The organism is Caballeronia sordidicola (genome assembly GCF_002220365.1).
In the GTDB taxonomy this organism is placed as follows: Bacteria; Pseudomonadota; Gammaproteobacteria; order Burkholderiales; family Burkholderiaceae; genus Caballeronia; species Caballeronia sordidicola_C.
The window spans coordinates 1-20,749 of record NZ_MTHB01000063.1 but is presented as its reverse complement, the minus strand read 5'-3'; the positions used below and the strand labels follow the sequence as shown (position 1 = coordinate 20,749).

Annotated in this window: 17 protein-coding genes; 11 read left to right on the top strand and 6 right to left on the bottom strand. The window is 60.1% G+C overall.

All coding sequences use genetic code 11. The annotated features are described in order from the left end of the window. Nucleotide 1: 1 nt before the first annotated feature. Nucleotides 2-1,678, top strand: a complete 1,677-nt coding sequence (locus tag BSU04_RS10835; protein ID WP_089160613.1) for a sensor domain-containing diguanylate cyclase — start codon at nt 2-4, stop codon at nt 1,676-1,678. Between the two features lie 125 nt (nt 1,679-1,803). Then, entirely contained in the window at nt 1,804-2,067 is a 264-nt protein-coding gene (locus BSU04_RS10830; RefSeq protein WP_089160612.1) for a double-stranded DNA-specific endonuclease, read from the top strand. Between the two features lie 155 nt (nt 2,068-2,222). Here the strand turns inward: BSU04_RS10830 and BSU04_RS10825 are convergent, their stop codons facing one another. Then, a complete protein-coding gene (locus tag BSU04_RS10825; RefSeq protein WP_089160611.1) occupies nt 2,223-3,575 on the bottom strand; it encodes an ATP-binding protein in 1,353 nt (450 codons plus the stop codon). After that, nucleotides 3,559-4,281 (bottom strand): response regulator, encoded by a 723-nt coding sequence (locus BSU04_RS10820; protein WP_047896230.1) that lies wholly within the window; start codon nt 4,279-4,281, stop codon nt 3,559-3,561. Before BSU04_RS10820 ends, BSU04_RS10825 begins: the two co-directional genes overlap by 17 nt. 220 nt (nt 4,282-4,501) lie before the next feature. Between BSU04_RS10820 and BSU04_RS10815 the strand changes: the two genes are divergently transcribed. Next, nucleotides 4,502-5,083, top strand: coding sequence for a periplasmic heavy metal sensor (locus tag BSU04_RS10815; RefSeq protein WP_089160610.1), 582 nt, complete (start codon nt 4,502-4,504; stop codon nt 5,081-5,083). A gap of 358 nt (nt 5,084-5,441) precedes the next feature. On the opposite strand, the gene BSU04_RS10810 is transcribed toward BSU04_RS10815, so the two are convergent. Beyond that, on the bottom strand, nt 5,442-6,140 hold the full coding sequence (locus BSU04_RS10810) for a pirin family protein (protein ID WP_089160609.1): 699 nt from the start codon (nt 6,138-6,140) through the stop codon (nt 5,442-5,444). Between the two features lie 522 nt (nt 6,141-6,662). Here BSU04_RS10810 and BSU04_RS10805 point away from each other — a divergent pair. The 4 genes from BSU04_RS10805 (at nt 6,663) to BSU04_RS10790 (ending at nt 10,741) form a co-directional block, all read left to right on the top strand. Further along, on the top strand, nt 6,663-7,352 hold the full coding sequence (locus BSU04_RS10805) for an ABC transporter permease (protein WP_089160608.1): 690 nt from the start codon (nt 6,663-6,665) through the stop codon (nt 7,350-7,352). A 178-nt stretch (nt 7,353-7,530) separates the two neighbouring features. Continuing rightward, complete coding sequence (locus BSU04_RS10800; RefSeq protein ID WP_089160607.1) at nt 7,531-8,244, top strand: ABC transporter permease; 714 nt, start codon at nt 7,531-7,533, stop codon at nt 8,242-8,244. 32 nt (nt 8,245-8,276) lie between these two features. Further along, nucleotides 8,277-9,056, top strand: a complete 780-nt coding sequence (locus BSU04_RS10795) for an ABC transporter ATP-binding protein (RefSeq protein WP_089160606.1) — start codon at nt 8,277-8,279, stop codon at nt 9,054-9,056. Nucleotides 9,057-9,595: 539 nt separating this feature from the next. Beyond that, the gene (locus BSU04_RS10790) at nt 9,596-10,741 is read left to right on the top strand and encodes a porin (RefSeq protein WP_089160605.1); all 1,146 of its coding nucleotides are present in this window, start codon (nt 9,596-9,598) and stop codon (nt 10,739-10,741) included. Between the two features lie 733 nt (nt 10,742-11,474). Here the strand turns inward: BSU04_RS10790 and BSU04_RS10785 are convergent. The 3 genes from BSU04_RS10785 to zwf form a co-directional block, all read right to left on the bottom strand. Further along, nucleotides 11,475-13,403 (bottom strand): bifunctional transcriptional regulator/glucokinase, encoded by a 1,929-nt coding sequence (locus tag BSU04_RS10785; protein WP_089160604.1) that lies wholly within the window; start codon nt 13,401-13,403, stop codon nt 11,475-11,477. Further along, nucleotides 13,381-14,103, bottom strand: coding sequence for a 6-phosphogluconolactonase (gene pgl / locus BSU04_RS10780; RefSeq protein ID WP_089160603.1), 723 nt, complete (start codon nt 14,101-14,103; stop codon nt 13,381-13,383). The genes BSU04_RS10785 and pgl overlap by 23 nt, the downstream gene beginning before the upstream one ends. 171 nt (nt 14,104-14,274) lie before the next feature. Continuing rightward, on the bottom strand, nt 14,275-15,735 hold the full coding sequence (gene zwf / locus BSU04_RS10775; protein ID WP_089160602.1) for a glucose-6-phosphate dehydrogenase: 1,461 nt from the start codon (nt 15,733-15,735) through the stop codon (nt 14,275-14,277). A gap of 527 nt (nt 15,736-16,262) precedes the next feature. Between zwf and BSU04_RS10770 the strand changes: the two genes are divergently transcribed. The 4 genes from BSU04_RS10770 to BSU04_RS10755 all read left to right on the top strand — a co-directional run bounded on the left by BSU04_RS10770 (nt 16,263) and on the right by BSU04_RS10755 (nt 20,704). Continuing rightward, entirely contained in the window at nt 16,263-17,516 is a 1,254-nt protein-coding gene (locus BSU04_RS10770) for an ABC transporter substrate-binding protein (RefSeq protein ID WP_089160601.1), read from the top strand. 179 nt (nt 17,517-17,695) lie between these two features. After that, a complete protein-coding gene (locus tag BSU04_RS10765; protein WP_306427183.1) occupies nt 17,696-18,619 on the top strand; it encodes a carbohydrate ABC transporter permease in 924 nt (307 codons plus the stop codon). Continuing rightward, nucleotides 18,609-19,466 carry a carbohydrate ABC transporter permease gene (locus BSU04_RS10760; RefSeq protein WP_031359215.1) on the top strand — a complete coding sequence of 286 codons (858 nt, stop codon included), beginning with the start codon at nt 18,609-18,611 and terminating at the stop codon, nt 19,464-19,466. The genes BSU04_RS10765 and BSU04_RS10760 overlap by 11 nt, the downstream gene beginning before the upstream one ends. Before the next feature lie 119 nt (nt 19,467-19,585). After that, on the top strand, nt 19,586-20,704 hold the full coding sequence (locus tag BSU04_RS10755; RefSeq protein WP_089160600.1) for an ABC transporter ATP-binding protein: 1,119 nt from the start codon (nt 19,586-19,588) through the stop codon (nt 20,702-20,704). Nucleotides 20,705-20,749 lie beyond the last annotated feature (45 nt).

Genomic DNA, 20,749 nt, shown 5'->3' with positions numbered 1-20,749 from the left:
GATGAACAAGACAACCTATCACCGCGCCATCGCGACGCTCGCCTTCGCGTTGCTCGCATGCGTGTGCTGGGTTGCCGCCGGGATGGTGTCGGACCGAATGGTACAGCAAGAACTGACCACCTCGGTACGCGTGGAGCAGCAAATGGCTGCGTCGATCGTCGACAACACCGCGCAGATCATTGCCAGCGACCTCGCCATGTCCCGGGCGATTCCTGCCACTATCGCCGAAATGGACATGATCCAGCTGGCGCTTGCCCAATCCCACAGTTCCGCTGAAGAAATCAGGCAAACCGAACCCGAGCGACGAGCCAAGCTGCTCGCCGTGCCGGCGCTCGCCAAACTCGACAACTTCCTGCGCAACGCCCGCGGCTTCACGGGCCTCGACTATGTGTGGGTCGTCAATAGCGATGGCTTTTGCGTGGCGTCGAGTAATGGCATTGACTCGAATAGCTTCGTTGGCACCGACATGCGCATGCGCGGTTATATCCAGAAAGCGCTGCTCGGCGCGTTCAACGAAACTTATGGAGTCGGCCGATCGAGCGGAGACCCCGGCATTTTCATCGCCACGCCGGTTTATCGCGACGGCTTCCTGGTGGGCGCGGTGATCGCGAAAGTGAGCGTCGACCGCTTGCGCCACTGGGTGGCGCGCCCAGGCACATTCGTCACCGACAGCAATGGCGTAATCGTCATGGCTCACGAAAGCCGGCTCGAAAACCGCGTGCTGCCGGATTCGCCCGTGCTGCGGATGTCCCGGTCGCAGCGGCTGGATGCGTATCGGCGGGTCGATTTCCGTACCCTGCAGCTGATCAACATCGGAGAACGCGTGCGGGCGGACGCGCCCTGGCTGCCGCCGTCGCTCGCGCGCTCGTTTTTCTCCTCCGGCGACAGCAGCGCGCCCTCTCTCTACGACGAACGCACTGGCCTGAACTCGGGGCTCGCCGCGCATATTGTCCATCCGCTGCCGAACTGGGCGGAAATTGTGAGCAATCAACGGCGCGACAGGCTGCTGGTTTTCCTGACGGCGCTCGGCGTGAGCCTGCTCGCCATTGTGATCACCGTGTCATACCTGCGCGAGCGGCGCTTGCACCGGGGCACGCGCCATCTGGCCAACCAGTTGCAGTCGGCTAATGCGCTGTTGTCCGCCGAAGCCCGGCACGATGCGTTGACCGGGGCGCTGTCAAGGCGTTATTTCCTGGATACCTTGCGTCGCGAAGTCGATCTGTCCCGCTCGGGAGGCGTGCCGTTGTCAGTGGCAATCGCTGATCTTGACCACTTCAAGCAGGTGAACGATCGATTCGGCCACGCAACCGGCGACCGCGCGCTCGAACATTTCGTACGGATGTGCGAGGAGCAACTGCGCGCGAGCGACGGTGTCGGGCGGTTGGGCGGTGAGGAATTTGGCCTGCTGCTGCCGCATACCTCGCTCGCCGATGCCCACACGGTTCTTGAGCGCCTGCGCAAGCGCTTCAACCAGGAGCATTGCGCCTACCTCCCCGACGACACCACGCTGAGCGTGAGCATCGGCATCACGGAACTGAGCGACGGCGACACCGCTGAAAACCTGCTCAAGCGCGCGGATCTGGCGTTGTATGCGGCGAAATCGGGAGGGCGAGATCGCAGTGAAGTACGCCCGGCCGATACCCGGCCGCCCATGCCGCGGCATCCTGAAACGGCCTGACGCGAAGTCAAGACGGCAATTTGGCGAGACGTTGGCTGAAAGGCGTGGTGCGGCAGCGGCACGACAGCAGGTATCATCGACCTTCGAGTTCGATATCTGCCGTTATCAAGAATCAGGAGGGGTGCATGAAGGGAAATCTGGTCATTGTCTGCCGCGATCAGGACGCTGAAGCATTCGATCACTTGCTGGCCGAGTACGGTGCGTTCCAGACGCGGCTCTCTTCGACTACCTGGTATTTGCGTCTCGATGTCGCGCCTGAAGTGATCCAGGAGGAAATCCTGGCGCGGTTCGGCAAATACACCACGCACTATATTTTCGAGGCAGCGACCGTGACGTACAACACCGTCGACAGCGAAGCGGCTTCCGCGCTCAACACCTTGTTCGACTAGCGGTTTCGCTGGCGCCAGACTTGGTTTCGCTGGCGCTGCGAGGTTCTGGATACGGGGTTTTGGCCACGAGGTTTTGGCCACGGGGTTTTGGCCACGGGGTTTGGCCAAGTCTGGGACCCCCTCCGCCCGAGGACGCCAAGCCCCGGGATGATCAATCACATCATGCGCGCTTCATTCAGCACGTCGCCATGCAACATCTCGGCCGAGCGCGCCACCACATCGAAAGGAAAGGTCATCACGACCTGCAGGCCGCCTTCGGGGCGATTGCCAATTTCGCATTCGCCGCCCGCCCGCCTTACCAGCCGCTCAACAATCGCAAGCCCCAGCCCGCTGTGGCCGCTGCCGCCGCGGGCCGGATCGAGCCTGACGAACGGCCGGCTCGCCTTCACCAGATCATGTGCCGCGATCCCGCTGCCGCTGTCCATGACACGCAAAATCCAGCCATTTGTCCCGCGCAACGTTTCGATCACAACCGGCGGTGCACCGTAGGCGTGTGCGTTATCGAGCAGGTTCGACAACAAGCGGTCAAGTGTCGCAGCGGGCAACGCGAAATCCCGCCCCGCGGTAAGCCGGGTCTGAACAGACGGCGCTCCCACGGTCACCGCGCGATAACTGCGCGCAATGCGCTCGCACTGCTGATCAACTTCGGCTGGCTCGCTACGATCGGCGCCGTCGTGGGCGAACACAAGGAACTGGTCGACGATATGCGCCATGGATTCCACGTCGCGCACCACACCATCCCGTAGTTTCGCTTCATCCATCATTTCAGCACGCAGGCGCAAACGCGCCAGCGGCGTCTTCAGGTCATGGGCGACCCCTGCCAGCATGACCGCGCGGTCGCTTTCCGTCTGCTCCACTTCGCGCACCATCTGGTTGAAGCCGTGGGTCAACTGCCGCAGCTCGCGCGGACCGCGCTCCGGTACCGGCGGAGTAGGTTCACCCCGGCCGAAGCGGCCGACAGCCTGCGCCAGCGAACGCAACGGCGTCTGCAATTGCCACGCCGCAAATAGCGCGGCCATCACGGCGGTAGAAAAAATAATAGCGAGCCAGAGCAGCATCCGGTCGCGCGAACGCGGCGGCCGCAAGGGCTGCACCGGCACGACTATCCAGCTGGCATCCTTCGCGCCTCGCACCCACAGGCGGGGCGGGCCACCCGGCTCGCCGATGCGAACGTCGGTGCCGTCCGGCAGACGATCCCGCAAGTCGTCGATAAAACGACTGAACGGCGGCGGCACTCGGCTGGTATCGACGTCAGTGAAGGGTTTGGGAACGTCGGGACTGTTGGGTTCGACCACGCGCACACTCGACGGCAGCGGCTGATCCGGCGAATTCGCGACGTGCTGGCGCACGGCATCTATCAGGAAGGCCGCTTCTTCTACTGCGTAGCGAGTTTGTGTCTGGTCCCGTTCGAGCCGGATAACCGTGAACCAGGCGACGTGCGACAACACGAGCACGCCGATGACCAGGACAACCAGCCGGCCGAACAGTGAATCAATGGGCCGACGCATTTTGCTCGCCGTCCGGCACGAACACATAACCGCGTCCGCGCACAGTCTGGATAAAGCGCGGCGTAGACGGATCGGTTTCGAGGATCCGGCGCAGACGCCACACCTGCACGTCGATACCCCGGTCGGTGCCGTCGTATTCCGGACCGTGCAGCAGTTCGAGCAGGCGCTCGCGCGTCAGGGTGCGCATGGGGTGATTGACGAAAATCTTCAGCAATGCGAATTCGCTGCCCGACAGCGTAAGCGGCGTTTCGTCCTGATGAAGCGTGCGCGACTGGAAATCGAGCCGGAAACGCCCGAATGAGAACGGTTCGCGCTGCTCGGGCGCCGCCGACGGAATCGTCCGGCGCCGGCGCAACACCGCCTGCACGCGCGCCAGCAACTCGCGCGGATTGAACGGCTTGCCGAGGTAGTCGTCAGCACCGAGTTCCAATCCGACGATGCGATCCACGTCGTCCGCGCGCGCCGTCAGCATGATCACCGGGATGTCGTCACCCGAAGCGCGGAGCTTGCGCAACGCAGTCAGTCCGTCCACACCCGGCATCATCAGGTCGAGCACGATCAGGTCCGGGCGCTCGCGTTCGAGGCGCCGTTCGAGCGTGCCCGCGTCGTGCAGCACCGATACCTCGATGCCTTGCCGGACCAGGTAGTCGCGCAGGAGGTCGCGCAGTTCAGCGTCGTCGTCGACGACAAGTATTTGAGTAGCCATGCGACGCAGTTTAACGCCTGCGCGGGGCCTCCACATTGCAATCACAGCGAAAACGTTTACTGGGTGTTACCGCGAAAGGCGAAGGTAAACCGGCGTAATAACGGCGCCCTCGCTCGTAACACGCGCTTGGCTGTGACTGTCTACGCTGTGACTTACCGAAGGCGCGACCACCGAAACGGCGCCGCCAGATCGGCTCTGGAAATCAAAAAAGGAGTAGACCATGTTGAAGCAGTCCCGATTCCTCGCCATCACCGCCGCTGCGCTAGCCCTGTCGATCGGCGCGGTCAACGCCGCGAGCGCCGCCACGCCCGACGCGCCGCCGCCCGGCGCTCCAGGCATGATGGGCGGTCCTGGAGGCCCGGGCGGGCATCATGGGGAAATGCGCATGAAGAAAGAGATGGACAAGTTGCACAGCCAGCTCAATCTCAACGCAGACCAGGAAAAAGCGTGGCAGGCCGCGCTCGGCACCATGAAGCAGAATCACGAGGCCATGCGTGAAAGCCACAAGCAGATGCACGCACAAATGGCATCAATGGAGCAGCAGCCCATTCTCGATCTGAACGCGATGTACGCAGCGCATCAGAAGATCGAGCAGCAGAATGCCCAGTTGCGCGACCAGACGAGCGCCGCGTGGCTGAATTTCTATGGCACCCTGAACGACCAGCAAAAGACCACGGTCAGCACGGCGCTCAAGCAGCGCTTTGCAAGAATGGAAGCGCGCCGGGAAAAGATGCATGAGCGCTGGAGTCAGCATCGCGGCATGCCGGGTGCGCCGGCTGGCGCATCGGCCGCCAATCCTTGAGCATCGCTGCAGCAATGCTTGAGGTAGGTATCCGGAGCCGGTGATTTAAGCGGCGCGGCCCGCCGGTTCAATCGCGTGGCGCCAGCCGAGCCGTTCCAATCAACGCTGGAACGGCTTTTTTGCGTCAGCTTAATGTGACATTGTTTTCGGCGTTGAACCAACGACCGACGCGATTGATCGATACACACCGGTTCCGTGGTGATCTAGCGGACACGCAGCGGTGTCATCTAGGTTCCCCGGGAAATCCGACACGCAATGAACAACACAAAAGGCCGCGGAATCTTTCCGCGGCCTTTTGTCGTTTTCCCGGCCTCCCGGACGGTGCCGGGAAAAACCAGCCAGTAACGCTCACGCCAATCTACGCCAGGTCGAACAAAATCACTTCAGCGCCGGCGCCTTGATCCAGTGTGACCTTCGACACCTGCTCCAGCTTCGCGGCATCCCCGGCCGCGAGCGCTTCACCGTTCACCGAAATCGCGCCCCGTGCCACATGAACATACACGCGGCGGCCAGCCGGCACGTCAAATTCCGCGCGTTCATCGCCGTCGAAAAGACCCGCGTAGACTTCTGCATCCGCACCCAGCTTCACCGCGCCGTCCCGTCCCTCAGGCGACGCGATCACCCGCAGCCGGCCGCGCTTTTCAGCGTCGTCGAAATGCTTTTCCTCGTAGCCCGGCGCATTGCCCGCTGCGTCCGGGATGATCCAGATCTGCAGGAAATGCGCGGTTTCAGTAGCCGAGCCATTGAACTCACTATGGCGCACGCCCGTGCCCGCGCTCATGCGCTGGACATCGCCGGGATGGATGGTCGAGCCGTTGCCCATGCTGTCCTTGTGCGACAGTCCGCCCTCAAGCACGTAACTGATGATTTCCATGTCGCGATGGCCATGCGTCCCGAAACCCTGTCCGCCCGCCACGCGATCCTCGTTGATTACCCGCAGCGCACCGAAATGCACGTGCTTCGGGTCATCGTAGCCTGCAAAAGAAAAGCTGTGATACGAATCAAGCCAGCCATGGTTGGCGTGGCCACGTTCATTGGCGCGTCGAATTTCAAACATCTCGAACTCCCGGTGATATTGCGATGGAGAGAATGTAAGGGCTCGCACCACGCTAAACAATCGCCCGCGCAGGCACCACACCGTCCTGAAAATGCATGCAATCGCGACAATGCACGGACTTGGCCGGTGGACTTTGCCTGAAGCATCAGGGCAGCGGGACGCCTGGACTGGACCCCGGGGTGCACCGGTCGGCTTCGGGTAGAATACCGGCCTTTTCAGGGGTCAACGGGTGCTGGAGATGTCGGCAGCCCGCCGGACAAGCCCCGCCGGGAAAGCCGCACGGTGCGTCCGCGGACTTCAGCCGGGGGCGCGTTTTTTCGGGTGAAAGGCCTTTGTCGACAAAACGCACCAATTTTGGACACCTAGAATAAGCACCGCCGAAGACGGTCGGTTGGCAGGTTTGCATCGCCAGACAGCGGTTATGAGCGATTACGCAAATTCAGGCAAAAAAAGCGCGGCTGACATGGCCACAGCGAAAACAGCGAAGGCCACGGCACACGCGCACGTCATCAAGGACTCACCATGTTTCTGCAAGGCTACGGGCCGCTTATCCTCTCGGGCACATGGCAAACCGTCAAGCTGGCGGTCTTGTCGCTCGTTTTCGCATTCGTGATCGGCCTCCTCGGCGCGGCGGCGAAACTGTCGAGAAACCGCTTTTCTTCGGGTGCTGGCACGATCTACACCACGCTCGTGCGCGGCGTTCCGGACCTCGTGCTGATGCTGCTCCTGTTCTACAGCATCCAGATCTGGCTGAATCACCTTACCGATTTCCTGGGCTGGGATCAGATCGATATCGACCCGTTCGTGGCCGGTGTCATCGTGCTCGGGTTCATCTATGGCGCGTATTTCACCGAGACTTTCCGCGGCGCGTTTCTCTCGGTGCCGCGCGGCCAGCTTGAGGCGGGCGCGGCTTACGGCATGACGCCTTGGCAAACCTTCTCACGAATCATGTTCCCGCAGATGATGCGCTTTGCGCTGCCGGGCATCGGCAACAACTGGCAGGTGATGGTGAAAGCGACGGCGCTGGTATCGATCATCGGTCTGGCGGACGTGGTCAAGGCCGCCCAGGACGCCGGCAAGGGCACGTTGCGGTTCTTCTTTTTCACGCTGCTCGCGGGCGCGGTCTATCTCGTGATCACCACGATATCGAATCTCGTGCTGATGTGGCTTGAACGGCGCTACTCGTCGGGCGTGCGCAAGGCCGACCTCTAGGCCATGAGAAACATGAGCAACATGAATAGCCGAAAGCAGTCGTAGCCGGCACGCGGCGCATGTGCGCCAAGCGCCTTCGCTTGAAGAAAATCACAGCGAACCCAGACACTATCAGGCAACCCCAGGTAACCCCAGGTAACCCCAGGTAACCCCAGGTAACCCCCACGCGGCGGAATCCATGCTCGAAATCATCCAGGAATACTGGCGCAACTATTTGTTCACCGACGGTTATCGCATCACCGGCCTCGCCATCACCATGTGGCTGCTGGTTGTATCGATCGTGCTCGGCTTCTGCCTGTCGATCCCGTTGTCGGTCGCCCGGGTATCGAAGAACAAGTTCCTGTCGCGCGGCGTCTGGGTCTACACGTATATCTTCCGCGGCACACCGCTCTACGTGCAACTGCTGCTCTGTTACACGGGGCTCTACAGCCTGCAAGTGGTTCGCGACCATGTGCTGCTCAACCAGTTTTTCCGCGACGGCATGCATTGCACGCTGCTCGCATTCACGCTGAATACGTGCGCGTACACCACGGAAATCTTCGCTGGCGCAATCCGGGCGACGCCTTACGGTGAGATTGAAGCAGCGCGGGCGTACGGAATGTCGTCCTTTACGCTCTACCGGCGGGTGATCCTGCCGTCGGCGTTGCGCCGGGCGCTCCCCTACTACAGCAACGAAGTGATCCTGATGCTGCATGCGACCACCGTCGCGTTCACCGCCACCGTGCCGGACATTCTCAAGATCGCCCGCGACGTGAATTCCGCGACTTACCAGTCGTTCCAGGCGTTCGGTATTGCCGCCGCGCTTTATCTCTGCATTTCGTTCGCGCTCGTGTGGCTGTTTCGCCGTGCCGAATACCGCTGGCTCGCCTACTTGCGGCCGCAAGGTAAATAAGCCTCAAGGAACAGGAACGGGATCGGCACCTCATGAACACACCGGCATCCAAGCTTTTCGTCGATAACTTGCACAAGCAGTACGGCGACAACGAAGTCCTCAAGGGCGTCTCGCTAAGGGCGAAAGCCGGCGATGTGATCAGCGTCATCGGCTCGTCCGGGTCGGGCAAGAGCACGATGCTCCGCTGCATCAACTTCCTTGAGCAGCCGAATTCCGGCCGGATTTTTGTCGATGGCGAGGAAATCCGCACCCTCAAGGACAAGTACGGCGCGCTGAAGGCGGCTGAGCCCAAACAGTTGCAGCGCATGCGCACGCGCCTTTCCATGGTCTTCCAGCACTTCAACCTCTGGTCGCACCTGAGCGTGCTGGAAAACGTCATGGAGGCGCCACTGAAGGTGCTGGGGCTATCGAAACGGGAAGCGCAGGACCGTGCGCGCACCTATCTCGAGAAAGTGGGACTCGCGCCGCGGCTGGAACAGCAGTATCCGTCGCATCTGTCTGGTGGCCAGCAGCAGCGCGTGGCTATCGCGCGGGCGCTGGCCATGCACCCGGACGTCATGCTCTTCGACGAACCAACCTCGGCGCTCGATCCAGAACTGGTCGGCGAAGTGCTGAAGGTCATGCAGACGCTCGCCGAGGAAGGCCGCACGATGATCGTGGTGACGCACGAAATGGCGTTTGCACGCAATGTCTCGAATCACGTCGTATTCCTGCATCAGGGACGGATAGAAGAAGAAGGACGTCCCGACGACGTTTTCGGCAATACCCGCAGCGAACGGCTCAGGCAATTTCTGTCGGGCAGCCTGAAGTAAAACTACAGACCGGCCGCGCTCCAAAACTGAAAGCGCCCCGAGGGGCGCTTTTTTAGTTGGTATATCTAAACAGGCAAACGTTTTTAAGCCCCAAATGCATTAACCTCACGCGCATCGTCCGTCAATAGAGGCAATCCATAGCGTTAAGGGTCCGGATGGCCTACATCCTTATCCCGCAAGGGTTTTCACCTTTTTTTACAACCTTCGCGCAAACCCGCAACACATCAATCATTGCATTTTCGAGACAGAAAATGGGTTGACAACAATTTTCTTGGCGGCACAAAGGTAATTTGCTAAATTAGTAATCAAAGTACGGAAACGAAGTTCATTAAAAGTAGTTTTACTTCAAAAAGAACTGAGGAGACACCAATCCAAAGGGTTGGTTTGCGACACCGGAGGTCAGTCAACGGGCTGCCGGATGTCAAGGACACCACCCCTTTGCGTGTCATCCCTCTAAATAGTTTCCGGTTCGGTGCGCTGGCGCCGAACCACTACCGCCGCACTTGGGCTTCTATTTTTTGACAGGGTTGGAGGAGATGATGAAGAAAGCTTTGCTCGCGGCTTCGCTGCTGACGGTCGGCGTTGCGGCACACGCTCAAAGTAGCGTAACGCTCTATGGTCGGCTTGACGCCGGTCTCGAATACACGTCCGGCAATCCTACAAATCCTAACGCTGCTGGCAAGGCTACTGGCAGCTCGAATCAATTCCGCGCGGAAAGCGGCGATTGGGGTACGAGCTTGTGGGGCATGAAGGGCGTCGAAGATCTGGGCGGCGGCAACAAGGCCGTATTCCAGTTGGAAGGCAGCTTTAACACCATGACCGGCCAAGGCCCGGGTAACAACGGTATCTTCAATCGTTGGGCGACTGTCGGTATCGCCAACGACCAGTTCGGTACCCTCTTGCTGGGTCGCGAACTGTTCATCTCGAACGGCGTGTGGGACTTCGATCCGTTCGGTCAGTCGAACTGGTCGTCGGCGTCGCTGGTGCGTGGCCGCAACTGGCCGCAATCGAGCAACAACGTGTCGTACCAGTCGCCGAAGATCGCTGGCTTTGACGTCTACGGCCAGTACGCGTTCTCGAACACGACGGGCTTCAACGGTAGCGGCGGCAACCCGGCAACACCGGGAACAGGTCGTGAAGGCGGTCTGCAAGTGACCTACACGAACTCGCTGTTCCAGATCCGTGGCTTGTACGACGAGATCCGCAACAACGTGAACGGTGGTCTGGGCGATACAGCCGCGGGTTCGCCGAACGGTCCGTTCAACTACGGCCGCGAATACTTCGCCGGCGTCAACGTGTTCCTCGGCCAGTTCAAGATTCAGGCCGTGTATCAAGCGTCACGTACTTCGGGTGAAACCAATGTACCTATTGGCACGCCGACGACGACTGATCAGGAATGGGGCGGTGTGACGTGGCAAGCTACGCCGGCTGCAGCTTTGATCGCAGCGGTCTATCACGTCAATGCGAACAACGGTGCGGGTAACGCCAACATCTACACGGTCGGCGGTTCGTACAACCTGTCCAAGCGTACGTTGCTGGACATCCAGGTTGCATCGGCACGCAACAGCAAGAACGCCAATTTTGGTCTGAACGCGAACAGCGCGGGTGACACGGTTTCGTCCGACAACCCACTGCCTGGCCACAGCCAGACAGGCGTGTACGCAGGCATCCAGCACTCGTTCTAAAACGAACGAATCAGCCGGAGCAAGTACGACAGAGAGAGAGTCATAAGGTTTTCACGCTGCTGCGAGAGGCGCGTATCGGTGCGGTGTCCGAAAGGGCATCGCACCGTTTTTTATTTTTGTTGGCACCGGTCGACGGTTTTTGGTTGGTGCTTTTGTTTTTGGGATTTTATTTAGGATCGCGAAGTATTTCTCTAGGCGGGTTTTGGCTGTTGGGCGCTGAGTCAATGTCGGGGCGCTAGGTTCTGAGGTTGGCGGTCGGGGTCAATGCCGGGTTGCTGGATTCTCGCGTTAGCGGTCGGAGTCAATGCCGGGTTGCTGCTGCTTAAGTTAGTGGTCTGCGCGAGTCGGATATTCTCTTTATCACTATTAGCCACTGTGCGTGGCGGCACGTCATTTCCTGGTCCTTAGCGACAAAGAAACGAAGCAAAGAAAACGCTTTCAAAACACGCTACCCTAAGTGTCCACAGCGTGCAGTTTCCATTCATGGGTGCCCCAAAAGCACGGTGCTCGCCAGAGCCACGGATGTTTGAACCCCTCCTTCTCGCGAATCCTGACATAGACACGCTTCGCCACCAGTGCCCTCGGGCAAGCACTGCCTGCCTATGGACCCGCAAAGCCCCCAGCTTCCCTCATGCGCTATGCGCCCCCAAGCGCAAAAAACCGCCAATCGACGTTCGCATTGGCGGTTTTTTTACTTCAGCGCTCCATCTGGCACGCTACGTCTCATGCACCTTTAGTCGCGTGCTATCCCCGCCGCGCCGTGGCTCAGCCAATCAAGCACCGCGCCCGTGTCGTCATCGCCTGCTTCTCTCACCTTCGTCATCGCTTCGCTCACGTCAGCGCTCGCATTGGGCACCGCACGACGGATCGCCACGCCAACCGCAAGAATGTCGATCATCACAAGATGCAAAATGCGCGAAATCATCGACATCTGAGATTCACGTATCTCAATGTGATCAGTCTCCAACGCCACCGTCGCACGCTTGGCCAACGGGGTATTGCTCGACGTGATCGCCACCACCGTCGCGCCCTGCTGCATCGCAATTTCAAGCACGCGCAACAACTCCGGCGCACGCCCCGACTTCGATACCGCCACAATCACATCGCCCTTGCCCAGCAACGCCGCCGACGCCGCCTGCATGTACAGGTCGCCATAAGCAATGGTCGGGATGCCGAACCGGAAGAACTTGTAGTGCGCGTCCTGCGCCACGATGTTCGAATTGCCCAGCCCGTAGAACTCGATGCGCCGCGCACCATTCAGGATATCGATCGCGCGTTCCACATGATCGAAGTTCAAATGCTCACGCAATTGCAGGATCGCGGACACCGTGTTGTCCAGCACCTTCGCACCGAAATCCGTGGCGGTGTCTCCCAGATGCACCTGACTGTGGCTCACCGGAATCGTACCGGTCAGACCCGTCGCCAGCTTCAGCTTGAAATCGGACAACCCCTGACAACCCAGCGACCGGCAGAAGCGAATCACCGTCGGCTGGCTCACGTCAGCCTTGCGCGCAATATCGATGATCGGATCATTGATGATCGAACGCGGATGGTTCAAAGCAAGATCGGCCACGCGGCGCTCGGCCGGCGTCAACGCATCACGCATCTGACGAATCCGCTCGAACACCGCGGACGAGCCGCCGTTCGCGCGATTCGATAGTTGCTCCGACAATATCGCCGATACCCCAAGAAACGCCGGATATTCCGCCGTAATGATGAACGTGGGCACACTCGACAAATACTGCTGAAAACGCCCCTTCGCTTCGAACCGCTCGCGAAACGGCGACTTCGTGAACAATTCGCCCAACTTCAGCACCACCCCGCCGCCGATAAAAATCCCGCCCAACGCCCCCAACGTCACCGCAACATTCCCGGCAAACGTACCAAGAATGCCGCAGAAACAGTTCACGGCCTCAAGCGCAAGCGCCTCGCCATCGTGCGCGCGCTGCGTAATGCTGGCCGATTCGAGATCGTCGGGCACGCTCACGCCATCACGTTCCGCAAGCGCCTGATAAATCAGCAACAAACCCGGTCCTGCCGACACGCGCTCGAACGACACGTGCGGAAATTTAGTGCGCGCAAAACGCATCACCAGGTCTTCACGTTCGTTCGACGGCGCGAAACTCGCATGGCCGCCTTCACTGCCAAGCGCAATCCAGCGGTCATCGGCAGGAATCAGGCCGGACACGCCGAGGCCCGTACCCGGTCCAAGCAACCCAATCACGCTGTTCTGCCGACGCGCACCGCCGCCTACCTGCACACGCTGTGCGTCGGTGAGACCGGGCAAGGCCATTGCAAGCGCGGTGAAGTCGTTCACGACCAATAGCGTATCGAAGCCCAGCGCGCGGCGAGTGGCCTCGATCGAAAAGCTCCAGTCGTGATTCGTCATGGAGACGTGATCGCCATCCACTGGATTCGCAATCGCCACAGCCGCGTGGTTCACGCGGCTCACCTTGATGTCCTTCAGATACTGCTGCATCGCTTCAGCAATACCCGGATAGTCGCGGCCGGGATACACACGTATTTCACCAATCACACCCGGTGACGTCTCAAGCGCAAACCGCGCGTTGGTGCCGCCAACATCGGCCAAAAGCCTGGGTCCGTCGGCGTGCTGACTTCCGGCCGCTATCGTTACGGCCTTACTTTGCACACCAGTAGACATCGAGCCTGACTCCTTGAGCATTTGCCAACGTGGAGATGGCGTTTTTTTGCGGTGCGGCAAGCGCAGCGGTTAGTACATCCAGCTTCTTCTGCCCGCTAATGAACAGGTAGAGCTGCTTGACTTCCTTGAGCGCGGACATGGACAACGACACGCGCGCGTGCGGCGCACTGCCCGGATGAACCGAGACAAACCGGTCAGCCGTCGATATCGCAAAGTCCCACTCCGGGGCATCGGCGAAAATGGAGGCCGTATGGCCGTCCTCGCCCATGCCGAGAACAGCTACGTCAGGCACCCGGCGCTGTGCATCGGCGTTCAGCTCCGCAATGTGCGCGTCCAGCGGTCGTGCCGTGTCCACCAGCGGCAGGAAATACGCGCCGCTCGCTGCATTCTGCAACAGCGTTTCACGCGCGAAGCGCGCATTGCTCGCGCCGTCCGTCTCCGGCACCCATCGGTCATCGACCAGCGTGACGTCGATATGCGCCCAGTCGAGCGCATAGGTCGACAGCGTTTGCAAGAATGGCTTCGGACTCGTGCCGCCGGACACGGCGAGCGTAGCGTGTTGGGTGGGGTTGCCAGCCACAGCAGCATCAGCCGACGCCGCTCCGCGGGCCGCGAGCGTTGCGGTAAGCGCGTCGCCTACCGCTTCTGCCAATGCGTCGGATTGGGCGCTTGGCTCATCAAAAGTATGAAGCTGGATCACTGCTCCTCCATGCTGCCTTGTTTTGGTTTCATTTCGCCCGTTGCGACAACGCCTGAACTACTTTCAGCGTCGCGCAACAGGATTTGTCTCGGCTTTAATTGCAACATGTCTACAGCACGTACGTCTTAGAACACGTCCCACCGACCCATTACAACGGTCTTAATACAAGTCTTAATTCTCTTCTTCCAGCCAGCAGGTGCCGTGCTGCGCGAGCATCGCGCTTGCGGCCGCCGGTCCCCAGGTGCCCGATGCATAGGGCTTCGGCGGTTTCGAAGACGCAGCCCATTCGTCCAGGATCGGCTCCACATAACGCCAGGCCGCTTCTTGCTCATCGCGCCGCACGAACAACGCGAGACGTCCGTTGATCACGTCGAGCAGCAGGCGCTGATACGCCTCCATCTGCCCTTCCTTGAAAAACTTGTCGAAGGCAAGATCGAGATGGACGCTCGCGAGGTTCATGCCCTCGCCGGGCTGCTTGGCAAGGCAGTACAGGCGAATGGTTTCGTTCGGCTGCAAGCGAATCACCAGCCGGTTCGCGCCCGCACGCAACGCATTCGCACCCAGCGCCGAATGCGGCACGGGCCGGAAATTCACGACAATCTCCGCTGTGCGATCCGCCAGCCGCTTGCCGGTGCGCAGGAAAAACGGCACGCCAGCCCAGCGCCAGTTTTCGATCTCCACCTTCAACGCAACGAACGTCTCGGTATGGCTGTCCGGCCGCACACCCTTTTCGGTGGCGTACGCCGGCACCGACGTTCCCTTGATCACACCAGCATGATATTGGCCGCGCACGGCAACCTTGCTGATGTCGCGCGGATCGACGGGTTTAAGCGCACGCAGCACACGCAGCTTTTCGTCACGCACGGAATCGGAATCCATGGAATGCGGCGGTTCCATCGTCACGATGGAAAGCAACTGCAGCAAGTGGTTCTGCACCATGTCGCGCAACGCGCCGGTGTTGTCGTAGAAATCGCCGCGCGCTTCCACGCCGAGCTCTTCCGCAATCGTGATCTGGATGCTCTCCACCCACTCGCGGCGCCACAGCGGTTCGAACAGCGCATTGCCGAAGCGCAGCGCGAGCAGGTTCTGCACCGGCTCTTTACCGAGATAGTGGTCGATCCGGTAGATCTGCTCTTCCTGGAAGATCTCGCCCACCGCGTCGTTGATGGCCTTAGACGACTTCAGGTCGTAGCCCAGCGGCTTTTCCAGCACGATCCGCGCGTTTTCGTTCAAGCCGACATCGGCGAGCGCACGGCAGATCGGCACGAACAGCGACGGTCCCGTAGCCAGATAAAAGACGCGCGTGCCGCCGTGCTCGTTCACCGCATCGCGCAGCAGCTTGAAGTCTTCCGGCTTGCCGAGGTCGAGCCGGACGTACACGAAGCGCGCAAGAAAACCCTTCCACACGCTTTCGTCGACGCCATTCTTCGACACGTGCGGCTTGACGTGTTCATCGACCCATTTCAAATACGCCTCGCGATCTTCGGCGGCGCGCGCCACCGCGACGATCTTGCCGCCTTCAGCGAGCATTCCGCCCCGGTGCGCTTCGAACAGCGCCGGCAGGATCTTGCGCATCGAAAGATCGCCTGTTCCGCCGAACAGAACAAAGGTGAAATTCGAGTCGTTTTGCATGTGTCTCCGCTAAGTTCAGAAGGACCGTAGTCCAATAAAATTTTTTTTGACACTGAATTGTAGTTTAACTACAATTCAAATCAAGGGGTAACGTGATCCCGGAAAAAAACACTTAGTCAACCAGAACATGCGTGTTTTCCCGGAGTTTCATGTCTAGTTGCATGGTAATGGACCTGAGCCGATGACGCTTTTGCCAGATAGGCAACGGTGCGGCAAGGGCTAAAGCCGCTGGATGCAAAACCCCGGACGCACGCCGCGCTGGTCGACGCCAGTGTGAACGGGCAAAAATCAAAAGAGGAGACACAGTTGCGATTCGACACACTCATCTCTTGAGAGCCGTGCGGCCGTGGTTCGGTCTGCCGGCCAGGCGGGCGTGCCCAAGGTTCCTTGCCCTGGACAATGCTTGGCCTTTTCCCGCCGACACCGCCGATAACCGGCCACTTCAGTTTGTTCATGTTCCAGCCATCGCTTCCTGGCGGCATCAGGGGCCAATCGTTTTTTGTTCAGGTGTTCGGAGGAGATAAACAATGAAATTTCGCAAGCTCATCGGCGCGCTCGGCGCCGCAGGTCTGTTGTGCGGCGTGTCGGCGCAAGCGGTTCAGGCAGCTGAATCCCTGTCGGTACTGCACTGGTGGACTTCCGGTGGTGAGTCGAAGGCCGTTGGCGTGTTGAAAGACGACATGACCAAAGAGGGCTACACCTGGAAGGACTTCGCCGTTGCAGGCGGCGCGGGCGCAGCTGCCATGACGGCGCTCAAGACCCAGGTCATCTCGGGCAACGCACCGTCGGCAGCACAGATCAAGGGTCCGCTGATCCAGGAATGGGCTGAACAAGGCGTGCTCGTACCGATCGATTCGGTTGCCGGCGACTGGAAGAAGAACCTGCCGCCCGAAATCGACAAGATCTTGCACGCCGATGGCCACTACGTCGCAGCACCGTTCTCCGTGCACCGCGTGAACTGGCTGTGGATCAACAAGGCAGCGCTCGACAAAGCAGGTGGCAAGGTTCCGACCACGTGGCCGGAATTCTTCGAACTGGCTGACAAGATGAAGGCACAGGGCATCGTTCCGGTGGCAGCAGGCGGCCAGCCGTGGCAAGACCTGACCTTGTGGGAAGACGTCGTGCTGTCGCAAGGCGCGGACTTCTACAAGAAGGCGATTGTCGACCTGGACCAGAAGACGCTGACGTCGGACCAGATGGTTGGCGTGTTCGACACGGTGCGCAAGATCGAAACGTATTTCGATAACGGCCGTACCGGCCGCGACTGGAACCTGGCGACCGCCATGGTCATCAACGGCAAGGCCGGCATGCAGTTCATGGGTGACTGGGCCAAGGGCGAGTTCGCAGGCGCGAGCAAGACCGCTGGCACAGACTATGTCTGCGCACCGGTGCCGGGCACCGCCAAGCAGTACACGTTCAACGTCGACTCGTTCGTGTTCTTCCAGCAGAAGGGTTCGAAGGAAGCGACGCCGGGCCAACTGGCGCTCGCCAAGACCATCATGTCGCCTGCATTCCAGGAACAGTTCAGCCTGTACAAGGGCTCGATCCCGGTTCGCCTGGGTGTCTCGATGGCCAAGTTCGACGCCTGCGGCAAGCAGTCATACGCGGATGAACAGACGGCCATCAAGGCAGGCGGGTATGTGCCGTCGCTGGCTCACGGCATGGCGCAAGGTGACGCAACTGCAGGCGCGATCACCGACGTCGTGACGAAGTTCATGAACTCGACGCAGGATTCGAAGAGCGCAGTTGCCGCTCTCGCGAATGCCGCGAAGACAAAGTGAGCGAAGTAGTCGCGAAGTAAGCGTTCGTTCGACAACCGGGCGCGCGGCTCTTAACCGGCCGCGCGCCCGGGCAAATCCCAAGCATGAGTTGGCGTAAAAACTGCTGTATCCCTGTTCCGGCCTGAGACTCTTGCCGGCAAATTTTCAGGAGTCGAGAAGTGGCTGCCTCCCCTAGCGGTATCGCGAGCAAGACGTCGCGCACCCCGCCTCGCCGCACGTCGCCTCTGGCGGCGCTTGCCGATACATACATTCCGAAGCTCGTACTCGCGCCAAGCGTGCTGATTGCATTGGTGTTCGTGTACGGCTTTATCCTGATCACCGGCTGGCTTTCGCTGACCAATTCGCGATTGATGCCGCGTTATGAATTCACCGGCTTCCAGCGCTACACCGAGCTGTTCTCGAACGACGTCTGGTGGACGTCCGCTGCGAACCTTGGATGGTTCGGCATTCCGTTCATCGCGATCTGCGTGGGGCTCGGGCTGTTCCTCGCCATCCTGCTCGACCAGAAGATCCGTAACGAAGGCGCGTTGCGGGCGATCTTCCTGTATCCGATGGCGCTGTCGTTCATCGTGACGGGCACGGCGTGGCAATGGATCCTGAATCCGGGCCTCGGGCTGGAAAAGATTTTCCACGACTGGGGCTGGACGAGCTTTTCGTTCGACTGGCTCGGCAACCCCGACAAGGCGATCTTCTGCGTGGTGATTGCGGCCGTGTGGCAATCCACGGGTTTTGTCATGGCGCTGTTTCTTGCCGGTTTGCGTGGCGTGGATGCGGAGATCTTCAAGGCCGCACAGATGGACGGCGCTTCGTTGCCGCGGATCTATCGCAGTATCGTGATCCCGAGCATGCGGCCGGTGTTCTTCTCCGTGCTGCTGATTCTCTGCCACATCACCATCAAGACCTTCGACCTCGTGGTTGCGTTGACCGCGGGCGGTCCGGGCACGTCGTCGTCGCTGCCGGCCATGTTCATGTACACGTTTTCGTTTAACCGCGGGCAGTTGGGCCTGGGCGCCGCTTCGTCGATGATGATGCTCGCCACCGTCGTCGCCGTGCTGGTGCCGCTCATGTATTTGGAATCGAGGAGCACGCGCAATGGAATCTAAGATGACGATCAGCCGCGCCGTCATCTATGCGGCGCTGATTCTGTTTGCTCTGTACTTCCTGTTCCCGATCTACGTGATGCTCTCGACGTCCTTCAAGGACCTCGACCAGTTGCGCACCGGCAACCTGCTCACGCCGCCGACCTCGTTCACGTTCGCGCCTTGGGTCAAGGCGTGGTCGCAATCGTGTACCGGCGTGCGTTGCGACGGCATGGAACCGTTCTTCATGAACTCCGTGCGCATGGTGATCCCGGCCGTGCTGATCTCGTCGATCGTCGGCGCGTTCAACGGTTATGTGCTCACTCACTGGCGCTTCCGTGGCGCCGATGCGGTGTTCACCATGTTGCTGGTCGGTTGTTTCATCCCGTTCCAGGCCATCCTTTTGCCGATGGCGCGTTTGCAAGGCATGTTGGGACTCGCTAACACCACGACCGGTCTCGTGCTCGTGCACGTGGTCTACGGTATTGCGTTCACCACCATGTTCTTCCGCAACTTCTACGTGAGTATTCCGGCGGAGCTGGTGAAGGCGGCGCGGATTGACGGTGCGGGGTTCTTCACCATCTTCACGAAGATCCTGTTGCCGGTGTCGCTGCCTATTTTCATGGTGTGCCTGATTTGGCAATTCACGCAGATCTGGAACGACTTCCTGTTCGGGATCGTGTTCTCCGGCGTCGATTCAATGCCGATCACCGTCGCCCTGAACAACCTGGTCAACACATCGACGGGTGTGAAGGAATACAACGTCGACATGGCTGCTGCGATCATTGCCGCCCTGCCCACCCTGCTCGTCTACATGGTCGCCGGCCGCTTCTTCGTGCGCGGCCTGACAGCGGGCGCGGTGAAGGGCTGACGCGGTGAAGGCTGCTGCCGGCGGGGCGCCTTCAGTTGCTGAACGGCGCTCGCGATAGAAGATCAACTGAAGCGCGGAAGAACATTAATTCGGCGCAGAGACATTAAAGGATTCACAGCATGGCAAGCCTTTCTATCCGTGACGTGTACAAGACTTATGCGAACGGCGTGCCCGTTCTGAAAGGCGTGAACATCGACATCGAGGATGGTCAGTTCCTGATCCTCGTGGGCGGTTCAGGCTGCGGCAAGTCCACGTTGCTCAATATGATCGCCGGGCTGGAGACGGTCACCAAGGGCGACATCATGATCGACGGCAAGACGGTGAACAACCTCTCGCCGAAGGATCGCGACATTGCAATGGTGTTCCAGTCCTACGCGCTGTATCCGTCCATGACGGTGCGCGAGAACATCTCGTTCGGGCTGAACATTCGCAAGGTGCCGAAGGACGAGCAGAAGGCGATTGTGACGCGCGTGTCGGACACCCTGCAGATCCAGCATTTGCTCGATCGCAAGCCTGGCCAGTTGTCGGGCGGTCAGCGTCAACGCGTGGCCATGGGCCGTGCGCTCGCGCGCGATCCGGTGATGTTCCTGTTCGACGAGCCGTTGTCGAACCTGGATGCAAAGCTGCGGATCGAGATGCGCTCGGAGATCAAGCTGCTGCATCAGCGCCTTGGAACGACGATTGTGTATGTGACGCACGATCAGATCGAAGCCATGACGCTCGGCGACCGGATCGCGGTGATGAAGGATGGCGTGGTGCAGCAGTTCGGCGCACCGCAGGATATCTATGATTCGCCGGCGAATTTGTTCGTGGCGGGTTTCATTGGCGCGCCGCCGATGAATTTTATCGATGGCAAGCTGGTCGAGGCCGGGTCGGGTATCGGGCTTGAGGTCGATACGGGCGTGACGCGCACCGTGCTGAACCTGCCGTTCGATGCTGCCGCCGTGCGTGGCAAAGTCGGCCAGAATGTGATTCTTGGGCTGCGGCCGGAGCGGATTACGGATGCCCGCAGCGCGCATAACGTGGAAGACGCGCGGTTGCAGCCTATTGAAGTGAAGATCGATGTGATCGAACCGACGGGCCCGGATACGCTGGTGTTCACGCAGGTGAATGGCAAGCGCGTGGTGAGCCGCGTGCACCCGGCGTCAAACCCGCAACCGCTGACGAACATGACGCTGTTGTTCGATGTGTCGAAGGCCGTGTTGTTCGATTCGAAGAGCGAAGAACGGTTGGCTTGAGAGGTCGTTATCAAGTTAGTGGAAGCCGCGCAGCCCGCAAGGGCT

Excerpts from the sequence above, each read along its gene's own strand:
- BSU04_RS10810 (WP_089160609.1), bottom strand. The coding sequence starts at position 6,140 with ATGTTTGAAATTCGACGCGCCAATGAACGTGGCCACGCCAACCATGGC.
- zwf (WP_089160602.1), bottom strand. The coding sequence starts at position 15,735 with ATGCAAAACGACTCGAATTTCACCTTTGTTCTGTTCGGCGGAACAGGC.
- BSU04_RS10790 (WP_089160605.1), top strand. The coding sequence starts at position 9,596 with ATGAAGAAAGCTTTGCTCGCGGCTTCGCTGCTGACGGTCGGCGTTGCG.
- BSU04_RS10820 (WP_047896230.1), bottom strand. The coding sequence starts at position 4,281 with ATGGCTACTCAAATACTTGTCGTCGACGACGACGCTGAACTGCGCGAC.
- BSU04_RS10825 (WP_089160611.1), bottom strand. The coding sequence starts at position 3,575 with ATGCGTCGGCCCATTGATTCACTGTTCGGCCGGCTGGTTGTCCTGGTC.
- BSU04_RS10835 (WP_089160613.1), top strand. The coding sequence starts at position 2 with ATGAACAAGACAACCTATCACCGCGCCATCGCGACGCTCGCCTTCGCG.
- BSU04_RS10760 (WP_031359215.1), top strand. The coding sequence starts at position 18,609 with ATGGAATCTAAGATGACGATCAGCCGCGCCGTCATCTATGCGGCGCTG.
- BSU04_RS10795 (WP_089160606.1), top strand. The coding sequence starts at position 8,277 with ATGAACACACCGGCATCCAAGCTTTTCGTCGATAACTTGCACAAGCAG.
- BSU04_RS10815 (WP_089160610.1), top strand. The coding sequence starts at position 4,502 with ATGTTGAAGCAGTCCCGATTCCTCGCCATCACCGCCGCTGCGCTAGCC.
- BSU04_RS10755 (WP_089160600.1), top strand. The coding sequence starts at position 19,586 with ATGGCAAGCCTTTCTATCCGTGACGTGTACAAGACTTATGCGAACGGC.
- BSU04_RS10830 (WP_089160612.1), top strand. The coding sequence starts at position 1,804 with ATGAAGGGAAATCTGGTCATTGTCTGCCGCGATCAGGACGCTGAAGCA.
- BSU04_RS10800 (WP_089160607.1), top strand. The coding sequence starts at position 7,531 with ATGCTCGAAATCATCCAGGAATACTGGCGCAACTATTTGTTCACCGAC.
- BSU04_RS10805 (WP_089160608.1), top strand. The coding sequence starts at position 6,663 with ATGTTTCTGCAAGGCTACGGGCCGCTTATCCTCTCGGGCACATGGCAA.
- BSU04_RS10785 (WP_089160604.1), bottom strand. The coding sequence starts at position 13,403 with ATGTCTACTGGTGTGCAAAGTAAGGCCGTAACGATAGCGGCCGGAAGT.
- BSU04_RS10770 (WP_089160601.1), top strand. The coding sequence starts at position 16,263 with ATGAAATTTCGCAAGCTCATCGGCGCGCTCGGCGCCGCAGGTCTGTTG.